Source organism: Brevibacillus sp. MS2.2 (genome assembly GCF_013284345.1).
Classification (GTDB): domain Bacteria; phylum Bacillota; class Bacilli; order Brevibacillales; family Brevibacillaceae; genus Brevibacillus; species Brevibacillus brevis_C.
The window spans coordinates 48836-69262 of the sequence record NZ_JABSUZ010000019.1; the positions used below are offsets into that span (position 1 = coordinate 48836).

At 50.1% G+C, this 20427-nt stretch carries 17 protein-coding genes; 7 read left to right on the forward strand and 10 right to left on the reverse strand.

The genetic code is table 11. The features are described 5' to 3' along the window. The first annotated feature begins 2 nt into the window (after window positions 1-2). A complete protein-coding gene (locus HP568_RS17725; protein WP_173629796.1) occupies window positions 3-656 on the forward strand; it encodes a glycosyltransferase in 654 nt (217 codons plus the stop codon). A gap of 54 nt (window positions 657-710) precedes the next feature. Here HP568_RS17725 and HP568_RS17730 read toward each other — a convergent pair whose 3' ends face one another. From HP568_RS17730 to HP568_RS17760, 7 genes are all read right to left on the reverse strand, one after another. Continuing rightward, a complete protein-coding gene (locus tag HP568_RS17730) occupies window positions 711-2360 on the reverse strand; it encodes a M20/M25/M40 family metallo-hydrolase (protein WP_173629797.1) in 1650 nt (549 codons plus the stop codon). 21 nt (window positions 2361-2381) lie between these two features. Further along, entirely contained in the window at window positions 2382-3104 is a 723-nt protein-coding gene (locus tag HP568_RS17735) for an amino acid ABC transporter ATP-binding protein (protein ID WP_048035352.1), read from the reverse strand. Continuing rightward, the gene (locus HP568_RS17740) at window positions 3101-3802 is read right to left on the reverse strand and encodes an amino acid ABC transporter permease (protein ID WP_056489015.1); all 702 of its coding nucleotides are present in this window, start codon (window positions 3800-3802) and stop codon (window positions 3101-3103) included. The genes HP568_RS17735 and HP568_RS17740 overlap by 4 nt, the downstream gene beginning before the upstream one ends. A 19-nt stretch (window positions 3803-3821) precedes the next feature. Continuing rightward, the gene (locus HP568_RS17745) at window positions 3822-4691 is read right to left on the reverse strand and encodes an ABC transporter substrate-binding protein (RefSeq protein WP_173629798.1); all 870 of its coding nucleotides are present in this window, start codon (window positions 4689-4691) and stop codon (window positions 3822-3824) included. Window positions 4692-4816: 125 nt separating this feature from the next. Continuing rightward, on the reverse strand, window positions 4817-6406 hold the full coding sequence (gene gcvPB, locus HP568_RS17750) for an aminomethyl-transferring glycine dehydrogenase subunit GcvPB (RefSeq protein ID WP_173629799.1): 1590 nt from the start codon (window positions 6404-6406) through the stop codon (window positions 4817-4819). A 16-nt stretch (window positions 6407-6422) separates the two neighbouring features. Then, the gene (gene gcvPA / locus HP568_RS17755; protein WP_173629800.1) at window positions 6423-7808 is read right to left on the reverse strand and encodes an aminomethyl-transferring glycine dehydrogenase subunit GcvPA; all 1386 of its coding nucleotides are present in this window, start codon (window positions 7806-7808) and stop codon (window positions 6423-6425) included. 52 nt (window positions 7809-7860) lie between these two features. Then, window positions 7861-8643 (reverse strand): SDR family NAD(P)-dependent oxidoreductase, encoded by a 783-nt coding sequence (locus HP568_RS17760; protein WP_048035347.1) that lies wholly within the window; start codon window positions 8641-8643, stop codon window positions 7861-7863. Between the two features lie 262 nt (window positions 8644-8905). On the opposite strand from HP568_RS17760, the gene HP568_RS17765 reads away from it, so the two are divergent. Genes HP568_RS17765 through HP568_RS17775 form a run of 3 tightly spaced genes read left to right on the forward strand, consistent with a single transcriptional unit; the run spans window position 8906 to window position 12668 of the window. Beyond that, window positions 8906-10660, forward strand: coding sequence for a sigma-54 interaction domain-containing protein (locus tag HP568_RS17765; RefSeq protein ID WP_173629801.1), 1755 nt, complete (start codon window positions 8906-8908; stop codon window positions 10658-10660). A 58-nt stretch (window positions 10661-10718) separates the two neighbouring features. Further along, window positions 10719-11495: an arylamine N-acetyltransferase family protein gene (locus HP568_RS17770; protein WP_173629802.1), complete on the forward strand. Its 777-nt coding sequence runs from the start codon at window positions 10719-10721 to the stop codon at window positions 11493-11495. A 6-nt stretch (window positions 11496-11501) separates the two neighbouring features. Next, window positions 11502-12668, forward strand: coding sequence for an MFS transporter (locus HP568_RS17775; protein WP_173629803.1), 1167 nt, complete (start codon window positions 11502-11504; stop codon window positions 12666-12668). A gap of 47 nt (window positions 12669-12715) precedes the next feature. On the opposite strand, the gene HP568_RS17780 is transcribed toward HP568_RS17775, so the two are convergent. Both HP568_RS17780 and HP568_RS17785 read right to left on the reverse strand, forming a co-directional pair. Then, entirely contained in the window at window positions 12716-14149 is a 1434-nt protein-coding gene (locus tag HP568_RS17780; protein WP_173629804.1) for a M23/M56 family metallopeptidase, read from the reverse strand. Window positions 14150-14153: 4 nt separating this feature from the next. Beyond that, complete coding sequence (locus HP568_RS17785) at window positions 14154-14528, reverse strand: BlaI/MecI/CopY family transcriptional regulator (protein ID WP_056489033.1); 375 nt, start codon at window positions 14526-14528, stop codon at window positions 14154-14156. Between the two features lie 173 nt (window positions 14529-14701). On the opposite strand from HP568_RS17785, the gene HP568_RS17790 reads away from it, so the two are divergent. Continuing rightward, complete coding sequence (locus HP568_RS17790) at window positions 14702-15310, forward strand: class I SAM-dependent methyltransferase (protein ID WP_173629805.1); 609 nt, start codon at window positions 14702-14704, stop codon at window positions 15308-15310. Window positions 15311-15357: 47 nt separating this feature from the next. Here HP568_RS17790 and HP568_RS17795 read toward each other — a convergent pair whose 3' ends face one another. Beyond that, a complete protein-coding gene (locus tag HP568_RS17795; RefSeq protein ID WP_254551315.1) occupies window positions 15358-16914 on the reverse strand; it encodes a hypothetical protein in 1557 nt (518 codons plus the stop codon). A gap of 533 nt (window positions 16915-17447) precedes the next feature. On the opposite strand from HP568_RS17795, the gene HP568_RS17800 reads away from it, so the two are divergent. Together HP568_RS17800 and gabT are read left to right on the forward strand one after the other, a co-directional pair. Continuing rightward, complete coding sequence (locus tag HP568_RS17800; RefSeq protein ID WP_173629806.1) at window positions 17448-18851, forward strand: sigma-54 interaction domain-containing protein; 1404 nt, start codon at window positions 17448-17450, stop codon at window positions 18849-18851. Window positions 18852-19053: 202 nt separating this feature from the next. After that, window positions 19054-20403, forward strand: coding sequence for a 4-aminobutyrate--2-oxoglutarate transaminase (gene gabT, locus HP568_RS17805; protein ID WP_056489039.1), 1350 nt, complete (start codon window positions 19054-19056; stop codon window positions 20401-20403). Window positions 20404-20427: the final 24 nt, after the last annotated feature.

Consider the following 20427-nt stretch of genomic DNA (forward strand, 5'->3'; position numbering starts at 1 on the left):
AGATGACTTCAATGCTCAGGAAAGCAACATTGTTGATGATTTGCATGGCATTACTTGGTGTGCCGGGTATGGCAGCAGCCAAGGAATCACAAGGAAATGTACAGCAGGCAGAATGTATAAAGCCGAAAGAAGTAAAGCTTCAGGGTGATATGCGCAGGCTCTGGATCGACCATTTGCTGTGGGATCACACCTATATGGTCAGCGCCTTGGCAGGGCTGGAAGACAAAGACGCCGTACAGGCACGTCTCTTGAAAAACCAGGTGGATATCGGGAACGCAATCAAGCCGTATTACGGAGAGGAAGCAGGTAAAAAGCTTACCGAATTGCTGACGGCTCATATTACCATAGGCGGCAAAATCATTGACGCAGCCAAAAAAGGTGATCAGGCTGCTGTGGCAAAGCTCGATAAGGACTGGCACCGGAATGCGGATGAGATCGCCAAGTTCTTGAGCAGTGCCAACCCCAATTGGAACGAGAAAGAACTAAAAGAGATGATGTACACGCATCTGAAGCTACTCACTGATAATCTCCAGGCGAGATTGAAAAAAGACTGGGAAGCGGATATTGCTGCGTTTGATAAAGGTGAGGATCATATCATCTCATTCGCTGATGTGCTGACAGCAGGCATCATTAAGCAGTTCCCGAATCAGTTCTAACAACAATCCAAAAAAGTACGCCAGCTCCTGGTGCAATCCGAGCTGGCGTTTTTCTTATTTCAATAGACGCTTGATAATCTCGTTCGTCACAGAGGGAACCACTTCTGTCGAATACGTAATCTCCATCCGTTCAAAACGGTTATGAGCATCGTACCCATACGGACCGATGTTGATGCAAGGTACATTGATGTCCCGAATGTCCTGATACTCGACGTAATGCTTGCTGCCCCAGCTCGGGTTGTTCTCTTCGATCGCGAGAATGCCTTCCTCATCGTCTGAAAGCGCCACGCAGCTCATATCGCAAACGTACGGGAAAAAGTTGCGCGTCACGATTGGGTGTGCATAATCCGGCTGGACAGCCGCAACGGCTTGTTCCAATGCCTCTATCAAGTTTTGCTCCCAGTCGTCCTTGCCAACGAGTTCGATGCGGGGAGAGTAGAGTGAGGAATAGAACAAGATGATGGCGGGGCTTCTGTCCTTCATCCACTTGACCTCCTCCTCAACCACACGAGCTGAGAACATGCGTACATCCAAGGTTTTGTCTTGCAAAAGGGCCTCTTTAAACTGCTTCATGTGCGAGAGGAAGGCGTCCCCATGCTCGGCGATCAGCTCTTTTTTCATATCCTCGTAGATCAAAACTCGGGTCTTCCAAGGGAGTGGAGTCCAAGCTTGACCGCTCTTCTCACAGAAGCGGCGATGACGCTCACGCAACAGAGTCAGTGCGTTTTCGAAAGCGATCTCGGCTTGCTCCTTTAGTAGTGCCAAGACTTGCTTCGGAGACCAGGAATGGATGAAGAAATTGTAATAGACATAGGCTGACAGGGCGGTCTGGATCGTGTAGGTCGGCTTGAAGTCTGTCTGCTTCAACGATACAGGCGGCACAGGTGTCTCGCCGTAGGCTTCGTCGCACAGGTCAGGATTGTAACTGATCTGGCGAGTCAGCTCTGCGGCGATAAAGTTGGGATCGAGTCCCTCAAAAGCAGAGCCCGCATGCGTCTCGTAGCCCGTGATATAAAAGGAGGGCAGCAGCTTGCCGACAGTACCCTTATAGATATAGCGATTCGGGTCCCCATCGTAGCGCGGGGCGACGAAGTCGGAGTTGATCAGCGCAATATAGTCAAAACTGTGCTCCTCCCGCCATTTTTTCAAGTTCTTCAAGGAGGAGAGGACGCCATGCGAGCTGTCTTCTTCGTCGCATTCGGCAAGCAGCATGAGATTGCCCGCCAGTTCTTCCGGGTGCTCGGAATAGTACTTCAGCAAGTAAACGTGGCTCGCTACGCCGCTTTTCATATCGAGCACGCCACGCCCAAAATGCCAATCACCTGACTCCATTTGCTCACTCACCAGTGCAGGCAGTGGCTCGTTTTTCAAGGCGTCCATGAGTGCAGTTGGATGGCAGGCTTTGTCCTTCAGGTGGTTGTAATCCTCGATGCCGACCGTATCCGTGTGCCCCATTAAAATAACGGTTTTGGCGCTCGGCTCCTTGGTTCCTCTGACAAAAGCGAGGACGTTGTAGCGCTCCACCTCGTCGTTGACCGTGCGGGAGAGAATCAACTGATCTGGATGCTTTTGAAAATAGGGGAATGACTTCAGATGCTCGTATAGATGGGTAGCAACGGCGATTTCTCCGGTCGTGTTCACGATACTTTCAATGCTGACTAATTCATCGGTCAATTGCAGGATCGATTCACGGCTTTGTAGCATGGGTTCCACCTCGTCTTTGGCTTACAAAATTTGTTGTAAAAATCGCTTGGTACGTTCATGCTTTGGATTGGTGAAAAGCTCATGAGGATGGGCTTCTTCGACCATTTCTCCGTCCGCTAGCATAATGACTCGGTCAGCTACCTCGCGGGCAAAGCCCATTTCGTGCGTTACGACGACCATTGTCATGCCATCGCGGGCGAGGTCTTTCATTGTAGCGAGCACTTCGCCTACCAGCTCAGGGTCCAGGGCAGAAGTAGGCTCATCAAACAGCATGACATCCGGCTCCATCGCCAGAGCACGGGCAATCGCGACACGCTGCTTCTGCCCGCCGGAGAGCTGCTCGGGATAGGCGTTTGCTTTGTCTGTCAATCCGACGCGCCGTAATAGCTCCATGGCTTTTGCGGTCGCTTCCATCTTGGTTTTCCTTTTGACGTAGATCGGTGCTTCAATCACGTTTTCCAGCACGGTCATATGCGGGAACAGATTGAAATGCTGAAAAACCATGCCGACATGCTCGCGTACTTTGTTCAAGTCACTGTTTTTGACATCGATGACCTGATTGTTGATCTCGATATCACCTTTGTCTTTTATTTCCAGAAAGTTCAGACATCTCAATAGCGTGCTTTTCCCTGACCCACTCGCTCCGATCAGCACAACCACTTCTGATTTTTGAATCGACAGCGTGATGTTTTTAAGTACATGCAGGTTCCCGAATGACTTGGCCAGATTGCGTACCTTGATCATGCTGCCACCTCTTTTGGTTTTGGAGTGCTGACGGACGCCCTGCCAGTATCGAGACGTTTTTCCACACGGTTTAAAAGAAAGGAAAAGATGGCGACGAGTGCGAGGTAATACAGTCCGACGACGAAATACGTTTCAAAAGGCATGAAGTTCTCTGCTTGTGCAGACAAGGCACGGTTAAACAGCTCTGTTACGGCAATGTACGCGACGAGTGAAGAGTCTTTCAGTCCGATGATGAACTGATTGCCAAGCGGCGGAATGGCACGTTTGAAGGCTTGTGGCAAAACAATTCGACGCATCGCCAGGCTATACGGCATCCCGAGCGAACGTGCTGCCTCCATCTGTCCACGGTCAATCGATTGGATGGCTCCCCGGAAAATCTCGGCAATGTAAGCGCCAGAGTGGATGCCAAGCGCGAGTGCCCCTGCCGTAAAGTCAGAGAGCACGATGACACTGGATATCCCGTAGTAGAGGAACATGAGCTGGACGATTAACGGCATGCCGCGCACGATAAAAATATAGGTGTCGGCCAGCTTTTGCAGGACGATAATCCCGGATACTTTGAAAAAGGCGAAGACGAGTCCGATCACAGAGGCCATCGCCAAGGATACAGCCGTGAGCGAAACGGTAATCCAAGCGGCCTCCAAAAAAGCTTTTCCATGAATCGTAAATATATCAATGATACTGGTTACAAAACCCATGGCTGCTCAACCTCCCACGTTATTTCAACAGGTTCGATCCGAACCATTTCACGCTGATTTGCTCGTAGGTGCCGTCTTCAATCATGGCTTTGATGGCTTCATTGATTTTTTTGGTCAGCTCAGGGTTGTCTTTGGTTACGGCGATCGCAATGTTTTCCTTGTTCAAAACCTCGCCTGTCGCTTTGATTTTCAGACCTTGATTCTTGATCGCAGAGGTTCCGACGACACGGTCTGTGATTACGGCGTCGACCCGACCGGGGACCAGATCCTGCAAGGCGTAGATGTCTGTGGGATAGCCTTTTACTTTTGTCTTATCCGTTAAGGTTTCGGCTACCTCCTTGTGAGTGCTTGCCTGGACGACACCGATGACTTTGCCTTGCAGATCGTCCTGCGTTTTGATCGAGTCATTGGTCTCGGCAATGAAAATTTGCCCGCCGGAGATGTAATAGGGCTCGGTGAAGTCTACTTGCTTGGCACGTTCTTCTGTGTGCGTCATGCTGCCGATAATGGCATCGTATTTGCCGCCCTTCAGCCCTTGCAGAATCGTTTCCCACGGATTGGTTACGGGATTGGCTTCGAGTCCGATCCGTTTGGCGATCTCATTGCCGATCTCCACATCGAATCCGGTCAGTACGCCATTCGTGTCTTTGTAGTTGAGTGGCTTGAGCAGACCGCTCATCGCAAATGTCAGTTTTCCTTCATGGACGAGCTTGAGTTTCACATCAGAAGCAGGCTGTTCTGGTGTAGTGGAGGGAGTAGAGGGGGTGGTGGAAGGGGTTGCATTTGTTGGCGATTGTGGTGGGGCGGCATTGGAAGCACAGCCTCCCAAAATAGAGAGCACGAGCGAACTGACCAAAAGAGCGACAGGAAACAAACCTTTCTTCCTCATACGAGAATCCCCCTAACAGATATGGTGTGCAAAACGTCTTGCTGACCCAGCTAGGAAACAAAAAAGTATGCTGCCTCTAGAGGAAAAGGGGGAGGGCGGACATGCCGCCCTTGCCCCTGGATGAACTAATTTTGTGCCGTCTTTTTCAAATAAGCTCTCCAAGTGATGCACCATTGATCAGGATCATCGAGCACGGACTCTAGGACACGGTGACCTGTACTATTGTGCGGCGCTGTTTTGACGATCTCCGGATTCTCATAGGCTTCCTGTGAAATATGGGTCAGTGCCGCAATGTACTCGTCGAGCTCTGCCATGGAGTAAGACTCCGTCGGTTCCAGTGTGAACGGCTCTGGCACGACGTACGGGTGGTGACTGGTCCAGTAATGGTGGGCAAAGTCGACCATCCGACGCTGAACATCGTATGTCGTGATGCCGGTGTCTTCTTTTAACTGCTGCCAGCTATAGCGAACCTGCTCCAGGCGTCGGCCTTGTATATAGGGTGCGCTCGCACCGCGGATTTGCAGGATTTTGTGATAGAGATAGTTGTTGTTGAGGCAAGCGATTTCGGCAACTTCTTTCAAGCCGTCAGCACCAAGCGCCCGGACCCAAGCGTAAGAGCGCAGGACAGCAGGTGGTACGCCGTAAAAGCTGCGGACTTTCCCGATACTGTTTTTCAGGTCACGCTTATAGAAGTAACGCTCTCCGTCGAAGTCTACGATCGGTCCTGGCAGGAATGGCGCAAGCTCGGCAGTGACCCCGATGGCACCTGTTGCAGGTCCGCCGCAAGCGTGTGGGACGGAGAAGGTTTTGTGCAGGTTGAAGAAGCACATGTCAAAGCCTGCTTCCAGCGCGCGTGTAATGCCGAGCAAGCCGTTGGCGTTTGCTTGGTCGTAGCAGCACAGCCCTCCTGCGGCGTGAACGACGTCTGTGAACTCCTTGATGCGGGAGTTGTAAATGCCTGTATCCTCTGGATTCGCTACGGCAAAGGCGGCGGTGCGCTCCGAGACGAGGCCCTTTAGCGCTTCCAGATCAGGGTAGCCGTTTTCGTCAGCAGGTACATAAATGATTTTAAAGCCTTTGACTGCTGCCGTCGCGGCTTGGGACGGGTGGGAAAAATGGGTGGTAATAAACTCGTTGCGCTGCTCTCCTTCGCCGCGAGATTCGTGGTATTTGCGCACGATAGAGGCCTGGGTAAACAATGCCTGTGTGCCGCTGCCCGGTTGGAACGAGAATTTGTCCATTCCCGAAATCTCGCGCAGGTACAGATCGAGCTGATAGGTCATCTCCAGCATCCCTTGGACAGTGGATTCGTCTTGCAGCGGATGCAGCTCCGCCATTTTCGGCGAGCGTACGAAGCGTTCATTGATTTTCGGGGAGTATTTCATCGTGCAGGTGCCTTGCCCGATCTCGACGTTGAAATCTGACCCCAGAACCTCCTGCGAAATGCGGGAGTAATGACGGATCACGCGGTACTGACTGATCTCGGGAAGATTCGGTCGTTTTTTCCGGCGTAGGTTGTCTGGCAGCGAAGAGATGCCATCACCTACGGTCTCCACGATTTGTGGCTCGACGGGTGGTACTTCGACGCCACGCTCGCCGGGCTGGCTCAGCTCGAAAATGACAGGCTCATCCCATTTTGCTTGGTGGAAGCGGCGTACCTTATGATCTCTCGGAATCCGTTTCATTTTGTCGATTGTTCCTTCGGATGTTTTCATGGGCGGTTTCCTCCTTTTACACGATGTTTTTTATTGCGGCAACGAGTGTATCAATATCCTCCTGGGTATGAACCTCCGTGACGCAGTAGAGTGCACATTGACCCAATTCCGGGTAGTGTTCAGTCAAATCAACTCCGCCGAAAATTCCTTTGGCGAGAAGCGCAGCGTTGATGTCTTTGACGGTTTTGCCTGTTTGCGAAAAGTCGATCACGAACTCCTTGAAGAAAGGAGCGGAGAATTTGGCCTCGGCGCCGGGAATGGAAGAGAGCTGCTTGGCGGCGTATTGGGAGCGCTGCATGATGCCTTGCCCGACTTCTTCCATGCCCACGGGTCCCATCGTCGCCAAGTACACGCCTGCGGTAATGCCCCATAGCGCGGTTTGCGTTCCGACGGACTCCTTGCCTTTTTCGCGTTTGGCAAAAGAGGTGCGGTCGTACGCGACATCTCCGAAGCCGTATTCGCCTTCGACCTCTGTCGGAGCGATTCCAAAAAGGCGGGACGGATATTCCATGACGTAGGTCGGGTCGTCATGCGTCGCGATAAAGCCGGATTGCCCACCGCCGTAATGCATGTGTACGCCGAGCGGTTGCAAATCTCCGCACACGATGTCCGCGCCGTAATTCGCCGGAGATTCCATCACGCCAAGAGAGATGGGATCGACGCCAACTACGCAAATGGCACCGGCTGCATGAGCCAAGTCCGCAATCATCTGCCCGTTTACTTCCACGGAGCCGAGGAAGGTCGGGTTTTCGAAGTAAACCGCTGCTGTATCTACACTGAGCTTTGCTTTTAGATCATTCAGGTCAAGTCTGCCTGTTTCGTTCTCAAAATCGATCAAGGTGACGGTAAGATCAGGAGACGTGTAGTTTTTGATGATCAAGAGCTTGTCGGGATGGATATTTTTCGAGACCAAAAGTTCTGTACGGTTGGTAATGCGTGCTGCCATGCGCAGAGCAGTCGAAGCGGCCTGTGCCCAGTCAAAGGTCGGAACATTCACGACATCCATATCGACCAGCTCAGCTACGAGGCTTTGATACTCGAACAGCGCCTGAAAGCGCCCCTTGTCTTCGTAAGGCTCGCCAGCATACGCGGTCACAAACTCCGCACGGGAGTTGATTTCATCACAAACAACCGGAACAAAATGCGGCCAGCAACCTGCGCCGAGAAAGCTGATATTTTCTTTTGTGGTTTGGTTTTTGTTCATGAGCTGGTTGACGTGGCGTTCCAGCTCATATTCGGTCAAAGCTTTCGGGATGTTCATTTTTTCTTTTAGGCGCAGCTCCCCGGGAATGTCCGCATAGATATCCTCGATGCTGGAAAAGCCGATTTCGGCAAGCATTTTCTCTTTAACTGCAGGTGCAGAATTCGGAATATACGGGTGGGCATAACGCTGTACGCTCATCACATGGTTCCTCCATTTCTTCGTTGGAATATTCAGTCGAAATAACGATACATTAAGCCAAACCGCCGCCGTCGACGACCAGTACGGAGCCCGTCACCCAGGATGACAAGTCGCTGGCAAAGAATAGGACAGCATTGGCAATATCTTGCGGAGAACCGAGACGCTCCAGCGGACGCCCTTGGGCGGAGGAGACGAGGAATGCTCCTTCATCTTTTTCAAGCTGGCGCGCTTCTTCACGCAACAGAGGTGTGTCGGTATCGCCGGGTGACACGCAATTCACACGGATGTTTTCCGGACCGTGGTCAATCGCCATTGCCCGTGTCAGATTGACGACGCCTGCTTTTGCCGCGCAGTAGGCCGCCGCCTTGTCACCGCCCTTGATGCCCCAGCCAGAGCCTGTGTTAATGATGCTGCCTCCTCCTGTTTTCGCCATGACAGGAATGACGAATTTGGAGAGGTTGTAAGCACCCTTCAAGGAGACATCGACGACCAGATCCCAATCGTCTTCTTCCAGCTCGACGACTGTCTTTCTTCTGATCACGCCTGCGTTGTTGAACAAAATATCGATGCGACCGTAAGCTTCCTCGATCGCTTGCGTTACTGCACGACAATCCTGTTGGGAAACTACATTGCATGTAAAATAACGGGCTGACCCGCCATCCGCTACGATTTCTTGTGCCGCCTTTTCCCCGAGCTCCTCGTTGATATCAAGCAGCATGACGTTTACTCCGAATTGGGCCAGTCGTTTCGCTGTTGCAAGTCCGATACCGGAAGCAGCACCTGTCACCAAGGCTACCTTTCCTTGCAGATTGAATACCTCGTTCGTGTTTACCATGGTTGATCACTCCCCCTAGTTGAAAAGTTTATAATGCAATCACTGTGCCAAGTGTGGAATGAACCTCGCAGGGTAACATGCTCCTTGCTTGATCGTAAAAAAGCTGATTTTACGAGGTTCCGACTGTGTTTCGTACCGTCATGACAGTGACAAAAGTGGCAATAAGTTGTCATTATTGACAAACATCAGTGGTAAAACGTTTGTGAACTATCTAAATATTTCGTAAAATAGAGAGCAAGGACAATAAGCAGGGAGGATATCCATGGTTTCGTTGGATCTGTGCAAACCAGCCATCGAAAAGGTCATTACAAGCATTTCAGATATATTGAACGTAGATGCTGCGGTAATTAACGAGCGCGGCCTCTTGGTCGTGAGTACAGAGCGCTATTTGAAACAAAAAGGCGAAAACGTGCATGTGCCCTCGATTGAATTCGTGTTGGCAAAAGGTCAGTATGTGGTAGACAAACCCGGCTCCATGGAAATGTGTAAAGGATGCCGTTTTCTCGACAGTTGCCCCGCCAAAGTCGAACTGCTCTCCTCTATTAAGGTAGCCAATCATGCAATCGGGGTCGTTTCCCTCACATCCTTTACGAAGGAAGGTCAAAATCGCCTGTCCAAGCATACAGAGAGATACCAGCAAATCCTGTCAGAAGTCAGCGAGATGATTACGGCGATTGTACAGTCCCATGCGACGAGACAAATCGAATCGTCTCATGACTCTATACGGCTGTTGGAGGGAGCGCTGGATACCGTTGCCGATGCGTATTTCACCTTTGACCGAAGTGGCAATGTCATTCACACGAACGCCAGCGCGCGTAGACTGCTGTCCCAGCATGAGCTGCTGCCAGCGGAGATTTCACGGATGCTGCTGCCGTCGTTATCCGGGATGGCTGCGCATTCCTTGCCGATCGCCAATTGTCTCGTTGACAAGCTGGATGCTCCGACCGAGGCCACTCCGATCATTGTCAACAATCAGCTCATTGGCGGTGTGCTTCGCGTGCAGAGGGGATCGTTAACTGTTCCGCGTTTGATCGATCATCAAGGGAGTCGTTCGTCTGGTAAAACGGATAGCCTGGCTCAAATCGTGGGAAACAGCCCAGCCATCAAACAGGTCAAAGAAATGGCGATGAAAATCGGTAACAGCAGCTCTACGGTACTGATTACCGGAGAAACAGGGACAGGCAAAGGACATCTGGCAAAAGCGATTCACGAGGCAAGCACGCGAGCATTCTATCCGTTTGTCGCGATCAATTGCGCCAGCATTCCGGAAAATCTGTTCGAGAGCGAATTGTTCGGATACGAGGACGGTGCGTTTACCGGAGCCAAAAAGGGAGGAAAGCCAGGGCGGTTCGAATTGGCAGAGGGAGGTACGCTTTTTCTGGATGAGATCGGCGATATGCCACTCTCGTTGCAGGCCAAGCTGCTGCGAGTCTTGCAGGAAAAGGTCGTGGAACGCATCGGCGGTACACGGTCGTTTCCCATCAATGTACGAATCATCGCGGCGACGAATCAGAACCTGGAGGAGCTCGTGGAGAAAAAAGCGTTTCGTGCCGACTTGTTCTATCGGTTGAACGTTATTCCAATACACGTCCCGTCACTCGCAGAGCGCAAGGAAGACATCGAGCTCTTGGCTGTTTCATTTATGGAGAAGTACGGAGAGCAAGCAGGACGTACCTTCTTCGGAATATCTCGGGAGGCCATCAGCCTGCTCACGCACTATCACTGGCCGGGCAATGTGCGGGAGCTGGAAAACGCCATCGAGTACGCCATGAACATGGAGCAAGACACGGTTCTGACTGCGGACAGCTTGCCTCCGCGCCTTCGTGCTCGTCCTACAGTGGCTCCTTCGCATTCAGGTCCAGCTATCAAAGCAAGGGTCGCCGATGCACAAGCGGACGCCATTCGCGCTTCGCTGCAAAAGCATGGCAGCGATTTGAAAGGAAAGCAGCGGGTAGCAGAAGAACTCGGGATCGGGCTTCGCACCTTGTATCGGAAGCTAAAGCTGCTCGGTATTTAAGGCATTCGGGCAGGACCTGGTGTAAACTTGTGGGAGAAACGATGTGGGAGGAAGAAGCATGAGTGAGCTGAATGCCTTATTTCGGAAAAGAATCGGCATGCCAGAAAATGAAACGATTACCTTCGATACATTGGATCGCCTCCTTGATCTGACAGCATTGGCGATTCCTTTTGAAAACCTGTGCATTATGGATGAGAGAACGAGTGTAATCTCCAGACAGTCTGTCACGGAGAAGCTACTGGTCAGAAACGAAGGTGGTCTTTGCTACGAGCTCAATCCGATGCTCTATTTCTTCTTGCTGGAAAATGGCTTTGACGCCCATCTGACTCGCGGAGTTGTTTACAGGCATGACGTTGGCGAGTATTACACGATTGGTCGGACGCATGCCACGATTTTGCTTACACATGAGGGGCAAACGTATTTGCTCGACACGGGCTTCGGTTCGAACCTGCCGTTGAAGCCTGTTCCGTTAACTGGAGAGACCGTCTCTTCGCGCAATGGTGAGTTTCGGATCAAGAAAGAGCAGACGGAGTATGGCGATTATGTACTCGAAATGAAGCTGCGGCACAAGGATAAGGACTGGAGGATCGGCTATACGTTTGATTCGCAGAAGCTGGTGACGGATGAAACGGAATTAAACGAGATTCAGACGATTATCGCTAACCATGAACAGTCTCCCTTCAACAAAAACCCTTTGCTTACGCAACTGACAGAGAGAGGCAATGTTACGTTGACGAGTACGTCCTTTACGCAATGGGTGGATGGAGTCGTTACCAAAGAGGAAATCGACAAGGCGAGATTCAAAGAGCTGGCGAAACAGCATTTTGGGTTGTAACAAATCATGAATAACGTATGGCTGCTCAGCTTCGTCAGTTTTTTCACAGACATGGGTACATACATGGTTACCCCGTTAATTCCGATCTTTCTTGCCTCTTCGGGTCCGATGATTATCGGGATCATCGATGGAGTTTCCGAGGCTCTGACCAGTCTGCTCAAGTTCGTCTCAGGTTATGTTTCCGATCGTTCCAAGAAACGAAAATCGTTAGCCATACTGGGTTACGGACTATCCGGGATCGGCAGGATAGTCCTTGTAATAGCCAGTTCATGGGTAGGTGTTTTTGTCTGGAAGCTGATCGATCGTACCGGTAAGGGAATACGAACAGCTCCCCGCGATGCGATCATCTCGGAAGCAGGAGGAAAACGAAAGCAAGGACGCTCATTTGGCTTGCATCAAATGATGGATATGCTCGGGGCGGCGATTGGAATCGGCATCGCATATCTCCTATTAACGATGGATGGAAATAAAGATTTCCAGAGTGTTTTCTTGTATTCATTGGTTCCTGTCGGCATTGGCTTCTGCCTGCTCTTTGCCATCAAGGAGAAGCGGGAAAATACGAAGGTGATTTCGCGTGAACCGAAAACAAAACCAAGCTGGAAGAAGTTAAATCGTGAGACCAAGCAATTGCTTTTGATCATTATGCTGTTTACGGTTGCCAATTCGTCCAATTCTTTTTTATTGCTGCGAGCAACTGATCTCGGGCTTTCTGCTACGAGTGTATTGTTGCTGTATTTAGTCCTTCATTTGGTTGCTTCGCTGTTTTCCTACACATCAGGTGCCATTTCCGATCGGTTCGGACACAAAGTCATTTTAACCGTTGGCTATATCCTTTATGGCTTCGTATATATTGGATTCGGAATGGTGAGCTCGATAACAGGCTTATGGTTGTTATTCAGTCTGTATGGTTTTTATATCGCGTTGACGAAGGGAATAGAAAAGTCATTGGTTGCGTCCTCTGCACCGAAAGATTTGAAAGCAACATCACTGGGCATGTACTCGATGGTTACAGGAATCGGTTTGTTGCCTGCATCCCTTCTTACCGGTTGGGTATGGCAAGAGTTTGGCGCGGCGACCTCTTTTTATCTGAACGGTTGTATTGCCTTGGTGACTGCACTTATTCTGTACAAGGTGCTTTCAGGTAACAAACAAGATTTGTCTACGAATCAATAAGCGTAACAAGTAAGGCCACAGATGTTTTTTTCTGTGGCCTTTGGTCTTTATTCTTTTGCTTCTATGTCTACTAACAGCTTCGTCGGATCAACGGGTATACCATTTTCGAGAATCTGAAAAGCAAGATGCGGTCCTGTACTGCGTCCCGTACTTCCCAACAGACCAATGAGCTGGCCTTGGGTCACAGCAACTCCAGCGGTGACCTCCAGCTTTTCCAAATGAGAGTAAACGGTTTGATACCCGCCTTCATGCTCCAGAATGACCTGGTTGCCTTTCCCTGTCTTTGTATCGTATTCAGCCTTGACTACCTTGCCAGCCGCTGCTGCCTGAACGGGCGTATTCAGGTCGTTTACGATTCTCAAGCCGATTGCTTGATCAATAGGGCTTTTGATTGTACCTTCTGCGGGGACGGCGAAGGTAGCCTCGTTCCCTAGTGCTTTTTTTGCATCAGTCAAAGTGAAGACGCCTAAAGCCAAGACGACCACAATACCAGATAGGGTCCACGTATAAGCCCGTTTTTGAAAGTGACGAATCATTTCTATTCTCCTTTTCACCTGTTTTTTGGAGCTGGAGAACCCGGCTGTGAAGCGAATCTGTTTGGGACAGGCATACAGCTCGAGCATTTTGATCATGGTGTATCCATAGCGGGGTACCTCTGTCTCCTGCAAATAAGTCAAAGCCAAGGCATCACAAGCCATTTCCTGATCCTGACGCATGCGGGAAGCAGCGTACCATAACAGCGGGTTGAACCAGTTGAGGATCAGCAGTACGCTCATGACGCTGTTTACAGGAATATCTCTTCTTTTCCAATGCGCCAGCTCATGCAAAAAGATGTGGCGCAGCTCATGCTCGTTGAGCTTGTCCAAAAGATTTGCGGGCAGCCAGATTTGCGGTCGCCAGATTCCCATCAAGGCAGGGCTTGTCATCTGGGGACTCATGCGCAGGGGAATGGATTTGGAGATGCCCATCTGTTTTTGGCATTGGGAAAAGACGCGCAAAATGGCTACATCCTGTACGAACTCATCGTTTTTTAGCGGAGAGAGCAATCGGTATGTACTGAGAGTCATGGTGCCAGCGAAAATGGTGACACCGCAGATCCAGATGAGAGAAAGCAGGCTGATCCAGGAAAAGCTCGCTTTGTTTACTAAAGAGGCATCTGATTGGAAGGCAGATTCATGCCGATTTAGTGCCTCAGTTGCGAGAACAATCGGTTCTGTAGGCGGGTGTGCTTCCTGCATGGATGTCCAGGACGAAGTAGGTAGCCAGTTATACAAACTGATCGTGCTGTCTATCGACCAAGGAACCGCGAGCTTCCAGAGAAGCAGGAACCACACGGCATGGTGCCAGCGGATGGGGAAATGCTTTTTGCCGAGCTGCTGGCAGAGCAAGATCAGGAGCACAAGAAGACTGGCCTCGATGGAGTTATACAGTGTCCATGTAAATGCTTGATTGAGGGTGAGTGAGAGCCATTGCCAATCCACCAGCTTATTTCTCCTTTTCAGAAAGGATTTTTTTCAGCTCGTCAATCTCATGGGACGAGAGCTTTTCCTCTTTTAAAAAGTGAACCAGCATGGGCTTTAAGGCCCCGCCGTACACGCGCTGCAAAAAGGATTGGCGCTCTTGGCGTTTGCATTCTTCCTCAGTGAGCACAGGAGAGTAATAGTAGACTCGATTGACCTGCTCATAAGTGAGAATGCCCTTTTGCAACAGGCGGCTGAGCAAGGTTTTGATTGTGTTGTCTTTCCACGTCTTGTTGTCTCGCAGGGCGTGGATGACATCGGCTGCTGTAGCGGGTGACTTAGCCCAGATGACCTTCATAATCTCCCATTCGGCATCCGAGATTCGCGGTTGCTCGTCCAAGTAGGACACCTCCTTCGATTACATTTGTAGTCGTTGATTCTGTTTTAAAGATTACGCTTGTAGTCAAGTGGTGTCAACAATCATTTTTGTAAATCCGTTCCATGTGATCATCATTGGAAGATGAAGAGCGAATTGGTACACTGAAGAAAAAGTGGATAAAGGCTGTGATAAACATGAATCTGGCCGAGCAGTTTGGCGATATGGATATTTACTTGTTTGATCAGTTGTTAAAGGGAAGGGTTACGAAGGAAATGCAGATACTCGATGCCGGTTGCGGTTCGGGGCGGAATTTGGTCTACTTTTTGCGAAATGATTATTCGGTGTATGCGATTGACCAATCGGCAAAAGCCATCGAGGCTGTACAGCGAATGGCATCGCAACTGACAATGGACTGGTCAGCGGAGCGCGCTCGTGTGGAGCCGATTGAGAGCATGAGCTTTGAAAACGAAAGCTTTGATTTCATCATCAGTAATGCCGTTCTACATTTTGCTGAAAACGAAGAGCATTTTCGCCAGATGCTGGAGGAGCTGTGGCGGGTACTGAAACCAGAAGGCATTCTATTCATGCGTCTTGCGTCCTCGATTGGAATTGAGGATGTGGTACAGCCACTAGGGAACGAACGTTATTTGTTGCCGGACGGAAGCACCCGTTTTCTCGTAAATGAACGGACGATGGTGGGCATGACAGAAAAACTGCAAGGCGTGTTCCTGGAGCCAATCAAAACGGTGAATGTAGCTGGACAGCGTTGCATGAGTACGTGGGTAATCAAAAAGAATGCCTAAGCACAAAAGCCGCCTTCCTGTAGGAAAGGCGGCGTCTTTTTTCTCACTCAAAAATCACGTGTCTGATCAAAAATAGCAAAAAGCTCGTCCACATCTACTTCCACACCCGCTGTAGCCAAATTCCGTTTTGCCGACTGAAGCAGCTCATCGAGTACAACGAAAATTTCTTCCCGCTCAACCGTTTCGATAAAGCCAGTTCGGCGATCCATTTTGTTGAAAGTCTCTGTGTACTCCTTGACCAATGCACGCAAAGCGGTTTGTATTTCTTCCGCATTCGTCGCGTCTTCGCTGCTTTGTTTTTCAAGCGCACTGATCGTGGTGTTCATTTTTTTATAAAGACTGGCAGCCTTGTTGGCGTTGGTTGTTGTGATGTGCTCCCTGCCATCCCAATCGCGAAACGGATTGGTCAAATTATTCGCCAGCCATTCGGGCTTGCGCGGCTTGGTGATGGACAAATCCAGCCCATTTTTCACTTCTTTTTTGTAGGCGGCTTTAATGGTCTTGGCCGCTTCTGCCGGGAGGCTCGTCATCCAGAGCGAAGAGAGCTTGGGACATTGATCTGGCGAAGGGAATTCGTCCCCGGAGAAGCCAAACAGATCGTAGGTCGTAAACGTCAGTAGCTCCTTCAAGTGCTTGATACTGCCCAGATTGCTGAGAGTGCCAGGCTTGCCCCACAGACGGATGTTCTGAAGCGAAGGATAGCGTTGGACGAGTGGCTGCAAGTCCAGTTCCGTCACATTGCGCAGATGGAGACCTCCTAGCTGGTCGAGTCCGCGGTGAAGCGGTAGCGAATCTGAGAATGAGGCGGTCAGCCAATATCCATTCTGTTCGGCTTCTATGAACAGGTTCGGTGAAAGCGACTTACCCAGTATGAGCTCTTTTAGACAATCGTTCAGATGCAATGACTCCAGCCCGTCCGCGTTTTGGAGAGAGAATTTACTGAGATGGCTTCCTGTCAGATCAAGTGAGGGGCCATTGGCTTTTTCCAGGTGCAGCTCCAGAATAAAAGGATTGCTTTTGACAAAGGCAAGCAAGGAATCGGTGGGCTCCTCTGCATGGATGCGTGTCAGGCAAGGGAGCTTTTCCAATTCAGAGATGTCCGTCAGGCTTTGAAGGATATCAGCATGAATGACGTTGTTAGATCGGCGCAGGCTCTTCCCGCCCAGCGAAATCATCTTGTCATCATTTGCTGCCTGTTTGAACTGCTGGCGACGTTTCTCGGGAATTTGATTCCATTTGTGTTGACGGTAAAAGCTCCCTCCGACATCCCAACTGCCATAACTCCTTGTCTCTTCTGTCACGAGAGGTGGTACATTCCCTACTTTTATGTAGCCTTTGGGCACCGCCGGATCAACATAGATGTGATCGAGCTTGTTGTTCCAGAAGAAGTAATCGCAATATAAGGGCTTCATCTGGTGCAGCTCTGATTCATCAGGCAGTGTATCGCTGCTCCAGTCCAGCTCGAGGATACTGATGAGGTTGGATTTGCTCGTGTCAGGCTCTTTTATCGATGTGACCTGGCAAGCTGTGTACTTTTGCAGCTTCTCGACAAAAACACAGTAGATGTCTCCGACTGTGGGCGTCATTCCTACCATCCTTTCCATCTCGCAAGGCTTGTTAATATCGCTATTTTTACATATTTTTCAAACATTGTCGTTGTTCTTGCGGTTTTTATTAAAGCCAAAGGGACAAAAAAGAAGCTGGGATAAAACGAAACGGTTTCTCCTAGCTTCTTTGTTTTTCATTCATTTGCCTTTCCTTTGATTTTTATATTGAAGATAGGTCATCCAAAAAACCAAAACGACTGTAATGCTTACGGTAATCTTTCTGTCTATTCCCATGTTGATGTCAAGATCAAAGAAACGGAATGCCAAAAGCCCAAGAATAACAACTAAGAGTATTCTAATGATGGTATCGCCTCCCTTTTTTCTATCGTTAATGTAATAAAATCATTTGAATTAATGTTATAAATTGTAATTTTGAATATGAATTTTTTGTGAAAATCATTTTCTGCTAGAATGAAGGAAGGCACGTGTACATTGATGGGTATATAGATGAACATTAGGGGGATGTTTGCAGGTTTTACATGTGTCCCTCTCATATAAAACAGTCGTGACCAACGAGAGGCGGCGAAGAAATGAAGAGAGAAGAGAGCACACAGAAGTGGATGAGCCGCGTATTGGAAGCAATTGTTGAAACGTCTCGCGATCATTTGCTAATCACGGACCCTGAGGGCTATATCCGGCTGGTTGGCGATTCGTCCTATGAAATATACGGCATTGGAAAGCAAGAGCTCTTGGGCAAAAACGTCATCGAGCTGGAAAAAAGGAAGGTCTTTTCTCCATCTGTCACGCGAAAAGTCATGGATGCCAAGACACCGCAGACGATCATGCAGGAAATACCCGGCGGTCGAAAGCTGATGGTGACGGCATTTCCCGTCTGGAACGAGGATGGTAGTATGCATTCGATCATCAGCTATTCCCATGACCTGACTGAAATTATGGAATTGAAACGGCGCTACGAAGGTCTGACAGAGCAACTCAAGCAGTTTGAAACTGAGATTGAGGAGCTGCGCGAAAAGCATCAGGAGGGCTTTGTGGCAGTGAGTCAGCCGATGCAAGCCATTGAGCGTCTCATCAAGAAAGTCGCGGCTGTCGATTCGACTGTCCTGATCCTCGGGGAATCGGGTGTCGGGAAAAACGTGATCGCAAAAGAAATTCATCGCAATAGCCGTCGTGCAGGTGGACAATTCGTGGAGATCAACTGTGGCTCGATCCCGGAGGGCTTGCTGGAATCGGAGCTGTTTGGCTATGAGGCTGGTTCGTTTACAGGCGCCGCCAAGCAGGGCAAGCAAGGGATTATCGAGATGGCGAACCAGGGGACTCTCCTCTTGGACGAGCTGGGGGAACTGCCGCTGACCTTGCAGGCAAAGCTGTTGAAGGTGATTCAAGAAAAACGGTTGCAACGCGTTGGAAGCACACAGTACCGCGATGTGGATTTTCGTTTGATTGCCGCCACCAATCGCGATTTGGAGAAGATGGTGAAGGAAGGGAAGTTCCGGCAGGACCTGTATTTTCGCCTGAATGTTGTCCCGATCCACGTCCCGCCGTTGCGAAATCGGCCAGAGGATATCGCCGCTCTCCTGAAGCGCGTTGTGCGCTCGCTCAATGAACGATACGGAATGGACAAGCGTCTGGACCCTGCTGCAACACATGGCTTGATGCAGTATGAGTGGCCCGGCAATGTGCGCGAGCTGGAGAACGTCTTGGAGAGAATGGTGGTCACAGCGGACGAAGAGGTGATCACTTCTCAGCATCTGCCCGCGGAAATCAGGTTGGCAGGGGAAGAGCAGGCAGCGATGGAGCCGAATCTGGCTACTTCCAAGATGTCGCTTCGCGAAGCACTGGAGCAGGTAGAGGAAAAATGGCTGCGCTATGCATCCGAGCACTGCCGGACCACGGGAGAAATCGCGGAGTTTCTCGGCATTAGCCAGCCTTCTGTCGTACGCAAGCTGCAAAAATATCGGATTCGTTCCAGGTAATTCAAAAATGAATCGTTAATTCAAAAATGAATCGATCATTCTGGTGTTTTGATTCATTTTTGAATAATCCGATGTGACCGTAGCGCCGGAAACGCGATTTCATCAAGCTCTGGCGTTTGGCATAGGTATTGCTACATATCGTGGTTGAGTTTACAAGCAAGCCATTCAACTAATACCATCTCGAACGAGGAGAGGAAACGATATGTCCAAACAACGTCAATTTGTAAACGTAGCTGCTGGTGTGCCAGGTCCAAAGGGAGCGGCCCTGATTGAAAAAAGAAAGCAGTTCGTTCCAAAAGGTGTCGGCAACAACACCCCTGTTTTTGTAGAGTCAGCTTCAGGTGCATTGGTTACGGATGTAGATGGCAATACGTACATCGATTTTGCCGGAGCGATCGGTACACTGAATGCCGGACACTGTCCGCCGGAAGTAGTCGAGGCACTAAAAGCGCAGCTAGACAAATACATTCATCCTTGCTTCCACGTAGGGATGTATGAGCCCTATGTGGCCTTGGCTGAGAAGCTGACGCAAATCACGCCAGGCAGCTTTGAAAAGAAGACGATGCTCGCAAACAGTGGAGCAGAAGCAGTCGAGAACGCGGTGAAAATCGCCCGCAAATACACAGGACGCCCAGGCATCATTTCCTTTAGCCGCGGCTTCCACGGCCGTACGCTTCTGGGCATGTCACTGACTTCCAAGGTGAAGCCGTACAAATTCCAGATGGGTCCATTCGCTCCAGCTACGTATAAAGCGCAGTTCCCGTATCCACTGAACAAACCAGAATCCATGACAGATGATGAGTACGCGCAATTCTGCGTGCGTCAGTTCGAGGACTTCCTCTTGACTGAGGTTGCACCGGAAGAAGTGGCTGCTGTAATTATGGAGCCGATTCAGGGAGAAGGCGGCTTTATCGTTCCGCCTGTGTCCTTCGTTCAAGGTGTCTATAACATTTGTAAAAAGCATCAAATCCTATTTATTTCCGATGAGATTCAAACAGGCTTCGGTCGTACTGGTGCCATGTTTGCTTCTACCCATTTCGGTATCGAGCCAGATCTCATCACCATGTCCAAATCCATCGCGGCAGGCTTACCCATCTCTGCGGTTACGGGACGCGCAGAAATCATGGACGCGCCAAACCCAGGTGAGATTGGCGGTACCTATGGAGGAAGCCCGCTTGGCTGTGTAGCGGCTTTGGCAGTCATTGAAAAAATGGAGCGCGAAGACCTGTCTGGTCGTGCACAGGTGATCGGGGACAAGATCAAGGCACATTTCCACGCGTTGCAAAAAGATTTCCCTGTGATCGCAGAAGTGCGCGGGCTGGGGGCGATGTGCGCTGTAGAATTTATCGATCCAACAACCAAACAACCAGCGAAAGAGCTCGTTGCTGGCTTGACCAAAGGCTGCTACGAGTCTGGCGTCATCGTTCTTTCTGCTGGTGTCCACAGCAACGTTCTGCGCTTCCTGTCTCCACTGGTTATTACAGACGAGCAATTGGAAGAGGCACTGGATATTATGACAGATGTTCTGAAAAGCCAATACGTGACGAACTAAAACGCCCGAGGGGGTTCTCCATAC

What these genes read in the sequence shown, in the direction of transcription:
- HP568_RS17725 (WP_173629796.1), top strand. Translation starts at nt 3, where the DNA reads ATGACTTCAATGCTCAGGAAAGCAACATTGTTGATGATTTGCATGGCA.
- HP568_RS17730 (WP_173629797.1), bottom strand. Translation starts at nt 2,360, where the DNA reads ATGCTACAAAGCCGTGAATCGATCCTGCAATTGACCGATGAATTAGTC.
- HP568_RS17735 (WP_048035352.1), bottom strand. Translation starts at nt 3,104, where the DNA reads ATGATCAAGGTACGCAATCTGGCCAAGTCATTCGGGAACCTGCATGTA.
- HP568_RS17740 (WP_056489015.1), bottom strand. Translation starts at nt 3,802, where the DNA reads ATGGGTTTTGTAACCAGTATCATTGATATATTTACGATTCATGGAAAA.
- HP568_RS17745 (WP_173629798.1), bottom strand. Translation starts at nt 4,691, where the DNA reads ATGAGGAAGAAAGGTTTGTTTCCTGTCGCTCTTTTGGTCAGTTCGCTC.
- gcvPB (WP_173629799.1), bottom strand. Translation starts at nt 6,406, where the DNA reads ATGAAAACATCCGAAGGAACAATCGACAAAATGAAACGGATTCCGAGA.
- gcvPA (WP_173629800.1), bottom strand. Translation starts at nt 7,808, where the DNA reads ATGAGCGTACAGCGTTATGCCCACCCGTATATTCCGAATTCTGCACCT.
- HP568_RS17760 (WP_048035347.1), bottom strand. Translation starts at nt 8,643, where the DNA reads ATGGTAAACACGAACGAGGTATTCAATCTGCAAGGAAAGGTAGCCTTG.
- HP568_RS17765 (WP_173629801.1), top strand. Translation starts at nt 8,906, where the DNA reads ATGGTTTCGTTGGATCTGTGCAAACCAGCCATCGAAAAGGTCATTACA.
- HP568_RS17770 (WP_173629802.1), top strand. Translation starts at nt 10,719, where the DNA reads ATGAGTGAGCTGAATGCCTTATTTCGGAAAAGAATCGGCATGCCAGAA.
- HP568_RS17775 (WP_173629803.1), top strand. Translation starts at nt 11,502, where the DNA reads ATGAATAACGTATGGCTGCTCAGCTTCGTCAGTTTTTTCACAGACATG.
- HP568_RS17790 (WP_173629805.1), top strand. Translation starts at nt 14,702, where the DNA reads ATGAATCTGGCCGAGCAGTTTGGCGATATGGATATTTACTTGTTTGAT.
- HP568_RS17795 (WP_254551315.1), bottom strand. Translation starts at nt 16,914, where the DNA reads ATGGAAAGGATGGTAGGAATGACGCCCACAGTCGGAGACATCTACTGT.
- HP568_RS17800 (WP_173629806.1), top strand. Translation starts at nt 17,448, where the DNA reads ATGAAGAGAGAAGAGAGCACACAGAAGTGGATGAGCCGCGTATTGGAA.
- gabT (WP_056489039.1), top strand. Translation starts at nt 19,054, where the DNA reads ATGTCCAAACAACGTCAATTTGTAAACGTAGCTGCTGGTGTGCCAGGT.